The sequence below is a fragment of the uncultured Mobiluncus sp. genome (genome assembly GCF_902488535.1).
GTDB lineage: Bacteria > Actinomycetota > Actinomycetes > Actinomycetales > Actinomycetaceae > Mobiluncus.
On record NZ_CABTWO010000002.1, the window covers coordinates 169801 to 177289 of the forward strand.

Sequence of the window (7489 nt, forward strand, 5' to 3'; positions counted from 1 at the left end):
CCACCCAAACTGGAGACCGATGAAGACGCTCCGGTGGCTATGCTTTTGGGACCGCGACCTCGTGAACCGGGTCAACTGGTGAGCCCTTAGAGGTAGGGCCCATAGCCACGGGAGGCGCCCCGGCTGGAGCTTCTGAAGCGGTCGGCTCTTGGGGCGCGCCAGGAACTTCAAAAGTCTGAACGACAGTAGAAGACGAATTCGCGTCATTGGCTGAGGAAGGCTTTGGATTGGCTTGACCTGAGGCCGGCGACTCATCGACCGTCGCCTCGGGAGTTTTCTCAGTCTTTGTCTGCGTATTAGTTTCTGCGGGAGTTGCACCCGTCTTAGGTTTGATTGCCTCAGAAGTACGACGTCCCGCCTCACTGAGAGAGCCCACATCCAAACCAGCAATCATGTGATGCTCGAACGGATCCCAGTGCATTTCTTGGGAAGGATCCCAGGGCCTGGTGTCAAAAGTATTGGTTGAGCTCATCGCTCCGGCGATGAGGCCCATGCTGACAATAATCGCGGTCAAACCAGCAACCAGGTAACGCGTAGTAGGAAGCGGCTTATAAGAACGCTTAATCGGTTTACGCGTACCGTTGCCCGTCCGCCCCGACGTCGGGCGTGGAGGCATAGTAGCGGGCTTGACTTTTGTCTGCATGGTTAAAATCATACCGATTTTTGTGGAAATTGCGCTGCTTCGCGATAATTATTTTGAGGAGTACCATCTATGAACACTGTATCAAATAACTCTGCATCATCGATTTCGACTGGAACATCACTTCCCGGACCGGAGGTGAGAGGTCCTCTGCGGGTTTCCTTCCTGGGACCTTTCGGGACTTTTAGCGAGCAAGCGACCCGAGAAATCACGCCCCGTGACGCCACCTTGATTCCCGCGGCCGGCGTCGAATCTGCCCTGCACCTGGTTCGTACCGGCGAGGCTGATCGCGCTGTCGTGCCTATTGAGAACTCCGTTGAAGGAGGCGTTAACGCTACTTTGGACGCTTTAGCTCACGGCCAGCCCCTGACGATTGTGGGTGAAGTTTTAGTACCGATTGCCTTTGCGTTGATGGTACGGGCAGATTCCGGACTTGAGTTGAGTCACATCAAAAGAATCGGCACCCATCCGCACGCCTGGGCGCAAACTCGCTGTTGGGTGGAACAGCATATCGGTGAGGTGACTCATATCCCGACCACTTCCACGGCCGCGGCTGCAAAACTGCTGGTGGAGGACGACTCGTGCGGCTATGACGCGGCTCTTTGCTCCGCAGTATCCGCTTCGGCCTATGGCGGAAAAACTCTCGCGGAGGGGATTGCCGATGACGACAGTGCCCAAACCCGATTTGTCCTGGTTTCCCCTCCCGGAGCCATTCCTCCCCCCACCGGCGCGGACAAAACCACAGTTCAGGTGACGTTACCGGATAATGAATCCGGCGCCCTGCTGACCATGCTGGAACAGTTTTCGGCACGGGGAGTAAACCTTTCGCGCATCGAATCACGGCCGGTCGGAGGGCATTTTGACCGCTACGCCTTTTCCATTGATATCGAGGGTCATATTTTTGAAGGACGTGTCAAAGATGCGTTGATGGGGCTGCACCGAACCTGCCCCGAAGTGCGGTTTTTAGGCTCCTACCCGCGGGCGGATCGGATGCGCACCCAGATCGTGCGGGGAACGGCGAATATGGATTTCGCTACGGCACAAGCCTGGATGGAACAGGTCGTCTCCGGTCGCGCGGTGTGAGGTTGCCGGGGGGACGCGTTATCCAAAGATGGGGCGTAAAACGGTTATGCTTTATACATGATTGATTTGCGTGCGATGAAAGACAATCCGGAACCGATGCGGGCCTCTCAGGTGGCTCGCGGTAACGACCCCGCAACTGTAGACCAGGCCTTAGCTGCCGATGAACGCCGCCGGGCGGCCCTGACCGCTTTTGAAACTGCGCGAGCCGAACAAAAGGCCTTTTCAAAGACCATCGGCAGTGCCTCGAAGGAGGAACGCCCCGCCCTGCTGGAGCAAGCCAAGGAGCTGAGCGAAAAAGTCAAGGCTTTAGAAGCTACGTCTAATCAGGCCGCCGAGGAAGCCAAGCAGGCCGCGATGGTGCTGGAAAACCTGATTTTGGAGGGAGTTCCTTCTGGCGGCGAAGACGATTACGAGGTACTGGGCCAGGAGGGCGTGCCGATTCGCGACTTTGCGGCGGAAGGCTTCACCCCCAAGGATCATCTCGACCTCGGTATCGGTTTGGACGCCATAGACACTGACCGGGGCGCCAAAGTTTCGGGGGCGCGGTTCTATTATTTGAAGGGCGTGGGTGCCCGCCTCGAACTCGCCATCCTCAACGCTGCCTTTGACACCGCCATGGCTCACGGGTTCACCCCGATGATTACGCCGTGCATGGTGTCACCTGAGACGATGAGCGGGACGGGATTCCTGGGCGAGCACTCGGACGAGATTTACTACCTACCGGCAGATGATTTGTACCTCACCGGAACTTCGGAAGTTGCTTTGGCTGGCTATCACACGGGAGAAATCATTGACCTTTCCGCCGGTCCTAAGCGTTATACCGGCTGGTCCGCTTGTTTTAGGCGCGAAGCGGGTTCCTACGGTAAGGATACGCGCGGCATTATTCGCGTCCACCAGTTCCACAAGGTTGAGATGTTTTCCTATTGCAAGCCCGAAGATGCGCTGGCGGAGCATCAAAAGCTGCTCAATATGGAACGCGAAATGCTCGCCAAGGTGGAACTACCCTATCGAGTCATCAATACAGCGGCCGGGGATCTCGGTTCCAGCGCGGCGCAAAAGTTTGACTGCGAAGCCTGGCTGCCCACCCAGAAGCGGTTTATGGAAGTAACGTCTACCTCCAACTGCACGACTTTCCAGGCGCGACGCCTGGGAATTCGCTACCGCGATGCGGAAGGAAAACCGCAGGTATGCGCCACTTTGAACGGAACGTTAGGAACTACGCGCTGGATTGTGGCTATTTTAGAAAACCACCAGCAGGCCGATGGTTCGGTGCGGGTCCCTGCCGGATTGCGTCCCTATCTGGGCGGGTTGGAAGTTTTGGAACCTGTTAGTCAACCAGGTAAATAACTTGCATAGCTTTTTAGCACGATATTAACCCGATACCGGAGGTTTTTTTGGGCGAGTACACCGAACAAGTCACACGCCACGCCATTGCGCTGGGCCTGATGGGCTTGCCCGAAAATCCTCGTGATGTGTTGGTCTCCCTGGACATTGACGGCACCATAGTCACCCCTGAACAGCAGATTTATCCCAAGGTAAAGGAATACGCCGACCGGCTTCGTATCGGTGGGGTGCATATCTGCATTACGACGGGACGTTCCGTCCCGGCTACTCTGCCGGTGGTGAAGGGGCTGGAACTGGAGAGTGCCTGGATTGCTAGCGCCAACGGCTCCCTGGTCGGTCACTTTACTCAAGCCGGCGGTTACACCCTGACGAATCAATACACTTTCGACCCGCGTCCAATCGTGGCTCGCGTGTTGCAGGTGCTTCCCGAAGCCTGCATTGGGGTCGAGGACAATCCTCTCGGTTTTCGGGTTTCCAAGCCCTTCCCGCCCGGAGAACTGCGCGAAACTCTGGAGGTTCAAGACCTCGATATACTCTTGGCGACTCCGGTTTCCCGAGTGGTCATTCGCGAACCCGAGTTGAATAACGAGGAATTTCATCGCGCGGTCAAACGCATAGATTTTACCGGAGTGGAACATGCCATCGGGTGGCGTTCCTGGCTGGACATCAATCCACCGGGAACCTCAAAAGGGCACGGGCTTGCCACTGTTTGTGAGAATTTGGGGGTTGACCTGGGTCACACTATTGCCATTGGAGACGGCGGTAACGATATTCCCCTGCTGCGGACTGCCGGCTACGGGGTCGCCATGGGAAATGCCCGACCCGAAGTAAAAGCAGCCGCTGACGCCACTACCCTGCCGGACACGCAGCAGGGCGCGGGTGCAGTGTTGGAAGCTCTCACCCAGGTAATGGGACTTTAAGGTATCCGAGCTGCCTCTCTCGGGGAAAGGCTCCCGGCAAAATCCTGCCAGCCGAACTGAAATCTTACTCTCTGCACTAATTTCATAAGTGTTGTTAATTCAACTGAAATCGAAAAAACTTAGGAATCAGCGGGTAAAATTTTTGTATCGGAGGCTCGTAAGGAGGGTGCGATAATGCCAAGATTCGATTCCACAGAACATGTTCGCTGGCTAGGCAATCACATGCAAACGGTGCTGGAGTACGGACAGCATGCTTATATTCACGGCGGTTTTGGATACATTCGCAGCGATGGGAGTGTTGATGCAGCAAAACCTGTGGAGCTGGATTTGACGGCTCGCTCAACTTACATTTACGCCATAGCATCGTTATTGGGAATCCCCGGTTCTTTGCGACGATGTGAACACGGAGTCCAAGCCATCAGGAATGCATTCAAAGATTCTGATTATGACGGCTGGTTTTCTTTGATAGAGCCGATTCAAGAACGCCAAAAATTAGCAAACACGCCCGGTATTCCTGCGGGTATGGAGGGGAGCCGGAAAACCTCACGAACCATGTCCTATCTGTTAGAAGCAGCTGCCGCGGCCTCGTTAACCCCTGTCAACAGCGCTAAAAACCTTCTCGAACAAGCTATTGATGTTGAAGAGAAATACTTTTGGGATGAAGAAGTTGGTCGTGTAAACGAAAACTTCGAACGGGATTTTTCAGAGATGGAAAGCTATCACGGCATGAGCTCAAACCTGCACGCCGTGTCAGCTTTCTTGACCGTAGCTGATGCTACTAAAGACAAAAAGTGGATTGAACGAGCCGCGCGGATTGTTTCTTTTGCCATAGAACAAGCCAGAAACAACAATTGGCGAGTTCCGGAACACTTCGATGGAAATTGGAACCTGGACCGAAACTACAATGTCGGCACTCCAGCTGACCCACGCCGACCCTATGGAATCAATGTCGGGCACAATTTTGGCTGGTCACGGAAGATTATCCAAGTAGCTGCCGCTTTACAAAACAATGGTCTCGAACCCCCGAAAGATTATTTGCAGGTGGCACGAGAGATTTTTGATCGAACAGCCGCGGATTCATGGTGCAAAGACGGCCACAGCGGTATTTTCTTTACCGTGGACTATCAAGGTAAACCATTGATGCGTCAACGGTTTACCTGGGTTCTTACGGAAGCTATCCAGTCATTAGTGTCCCTAGCTTTTTCATTGCGTGAACAGGGCGCTACCGTAGAAGAATTAGAGCCCTACTTCGAACTTTACTACCGATGGTGGGACTTCTTGGAGGCACATGTCATCCAAGCTGATGGCCATTGGGTCGGCGAGCTCAACGCAAACAACCTACCGGATGACACCGTATGGCCAGGAGCTCCCGATATTTATCATTCAGTGAGAGCATTGTTGGCACCGCGTCTGCCCAATGCCCCTTCCGTACCCGCCGCGATTGCACAAGGTTACCTGGATCACCCTCTTAGTGCTGAATACCACGAAGCACTGTGGGTATAGCCGCTACTGTTTTCTGTGGCAGAGCAACCCGAATTCTGAAACGAGGCGTTGGTCATGATAGACCGGGCACTTCAGTTCCGTCTTACTATCTTCATCATGTCAACCGTGTCAATTGACAGAATCAAATATCGTCATAGGAACCGACCCGGTGCAATCGGATAGAGTTGGTGTTTCCCTTTTGCCCTGGAGGAAGGCCTCCGACGAACACCGCCACCTCATCTGGTTGCACGATACCTCGTTGTAGCAAAATATCTTCCGCATCATGAATCATTGGATAAAGTCGCTGCGCCATTTTGATGGGATAGGTTTGGATTCCCCATTCCAAAGCCAATTGGCGCCGGACTTGTTCGTGGTAACAGAACACATACAGAGGTATCGTGGAACGCAACCGAGCCAGCCGGTGAGCTGTAGCTCCGGAATTAGTGAAGGCCGCCACGAATTTAGAACTGGTTGACTTCGCAATTAAAAGTGCATGACGTGCGATAATAGATTCCCAATCAAGGTCGCCATCCTTGAGTTTCGCAAAGTGGCGCGTGCCTAGTTCTTCCGCTGCTTCGATAATTTTTGCCATAGTCTCCACGGCTTGAATCGGATAGCTGCCCACTGCTGTCTCTCCAGAAAGCATCACCGCACTAGCACCATCCCACACCGCATTGGCACAGTCTGAGGCTTCCGCCCTGGTGGGACGGGCATTGTAGATCATGGATTCCAGCACCTGGGTAGCCACGATGACAGGTTTCGCCTCTGCACGACACAATTCAATCGCTCTCTTTTGTACGGTGGGGACTTCCTCCAGCGGCATCTCCACCCCAAGATCACCGCGAGCCACCATAACGGCATCAAAGGCATGAATAATTTCCTGCAAATTGTCCACAGCCTGGGGTTTTTCTATCTTGGCGATAACCGGAAGGCGATGTCCGACTTCATCCATCACCTGGTGTACGTCATCCAGGTCAGCCGCTCGACGCACAAAAGACAGCGCAATGTAGTCAACTTCCCGAGTCAGCGCCCAGCGTAAATCATCCTCATCTTTTTCAGAAAGAGCGGGTACCGATACGGCCACGCCCGGCAAGTTCAATCCTTTATGATTCGATACTTCTCCCGGAACTTCAACTTTCGTCACCACGTCCTCACCCTCGACGCGAGTCACCCGTACCTGAACGTTGCCGTCGTCAATCAGCAGCACATCACCGGGATGGCAGTCTCCTGGCAATCCTTTGAACGTAGTTGAAACAATGCTGGAGTCCCCCGGTACGTCACGGGTAGTGATGGTGAAATCCTGGCCCAAAACGAGTCTTTCAACACCATTTGTGAACGTACCCAAACGAATCTTGGGGCCCTGCAGGTCAACTAGGACAGCCACGGGGTGTTCGAATTCTTTCTCTACTTGGCGCACCAGAGCGATTTGCTCATCCGCCTCGGCTTGGGTGCCATGAGAACGGTTGATACGCACCACATTCATTCCGGCTTTCATCAGCGAACGAATCTTGTCCTCCGAGTTGGTGGCTGGGCCGAGAGTACAGACGATTTTGGAACGACGCATAGTTCAACACTATCTCGAATAACCGGTGAAACTGAAAGAATTTATCAAGATGCAATAGAGCTGAGTCGAGCGGATATCGCACGATAAAGAGAACCGGGACGTGCCTGCACAAATGAAAAATCCCGCGCCACCCCAGGTGACGCGGGTTTGGCGGAGACGACAGGATTTGAACCTGCGAGGGGCGAGGCCCCTAACACCTTAGCAGGGTGCCGCTTTCGGCCGCTCAGCCACGTCTCCAAGGGTTTTAACTCTAGCGAAATTCCTCCAAATTTTCCAAAAGTCGGCGCTTCGGTTTTCACCTGCTAGAATCGATATCACGCTTTTCGCGCTGGAGGGCTGACAGAGCGGCCGAATGTGACGGTCTTGAAAACCGTTGTGGGGAAACTCACCGGGGGGTCGAATCCCTCGCCCTCCGCGAGGGATTCGAACCCCCGGTTCACCGGCGCGGGCGGCAGC

Annotated in this window: 6 protein-coding genes and 2 tRNA genes; 5 read left to right on the forward strand and 3 right to left on the reverse strand. The window is 54.2% G+C overall.

What is annotated here, in order from left to right; genetic code table 11:
• Positions 1-37: 37 nt before the first annotated feature.
• On the reverse strand, positions 38-643 hold the full coding sequence (locus tag RDL66_RS01630) for a hypothetical protein (RefSeq protein ID WP_308534738.1): 606 nt from the start codon (positions 641-643) through the stop codon (positions 38-40).
• A gap of 69 nt (positions 644-712) precedes the next feature.
• Between RDL66_RS01630 and pheA the strand changes: the two genes are divergently transcribed.
• From pheA to RDL66_RS01650, 4 genes are all read left to right on the forward strand, one after another.
• On the forward strand, positions 713-1723 hold the full coding sequence (gene pheA / locus RDL66_RS01635; protein ID WP_308534739.1) for a prephenate dehydratase: 1011 nt from the start codon (positions 713-715) through the stop codon (positions 1721-1723).
• A 57-nt stretch (positions 1724-1780) separates the two neighbouring features.
• On the forward strand, positions 1781-3070 hold the full coding sequence (serS, locus tag RDL66_RS01640; protein ID WP_308534741.1) for a serine--tRNA ligase: 1290 nt from the start codon (positions 1781-1783) through the stop codon (positions 3068-3070).
• Positions 3071-3117: 47 nt separating this feature from the next.
• The gene (locus RDL66_RS01645) at positions 3118-3987 is read left to right on the forward strand and encodes an HAD hydrolase family protein (RefSeq protein WP_308534742.1); all 870 of its coding nucleotides are present in this window, start codon (positions 3118-3120) and stop codon (positions 3985-3987) included.
• Between the two features lie 222 nt (positions 3988-4209).
• Positions 4210-5490 (forward strand): AGE family epimerase/isomerase, encoded by a 1281-nt coding sequence (locus RDL66_RS01650; protein ID WP_308534743.1) that lies wholly within the window; start codon positions 4210-4212, stop codon positions 5488-5490.
• Positions 5491-5611: 121 nt separating this feature from the next.
• On the opposite strand, the gene pyk is transcribed toward RDL66_RS01650, so the two are convergent.
• Entirely contained in the window at positions 5612-7033 is a 1422-nt protein-coding gene (pyk, locus tag RDL66_RS01655; RefSeq protein WP_308534745.1) for a pyruvate kinase, read from the reverse strand.
• 148 nt (positions 7034-7181) lie between these two features.
• Positions 7182-7270: transfer RNA gene (locus RDL66_RS01660), tRNA-Ser, on the reverse strand.
• A 93-nt stretch (positions 7271-7363) separates the two neighbouring features.
• Between RDL66_RS01660 and RDL66_RS01665 the strand changes: the two genes are divergently transcribed.
• Positions 7364-7448 (forward strand) — tRNA-Ser (locus RDL66_RS01665).
• Positions 7449-7489 lie beyond the last annotated feature (41 nt).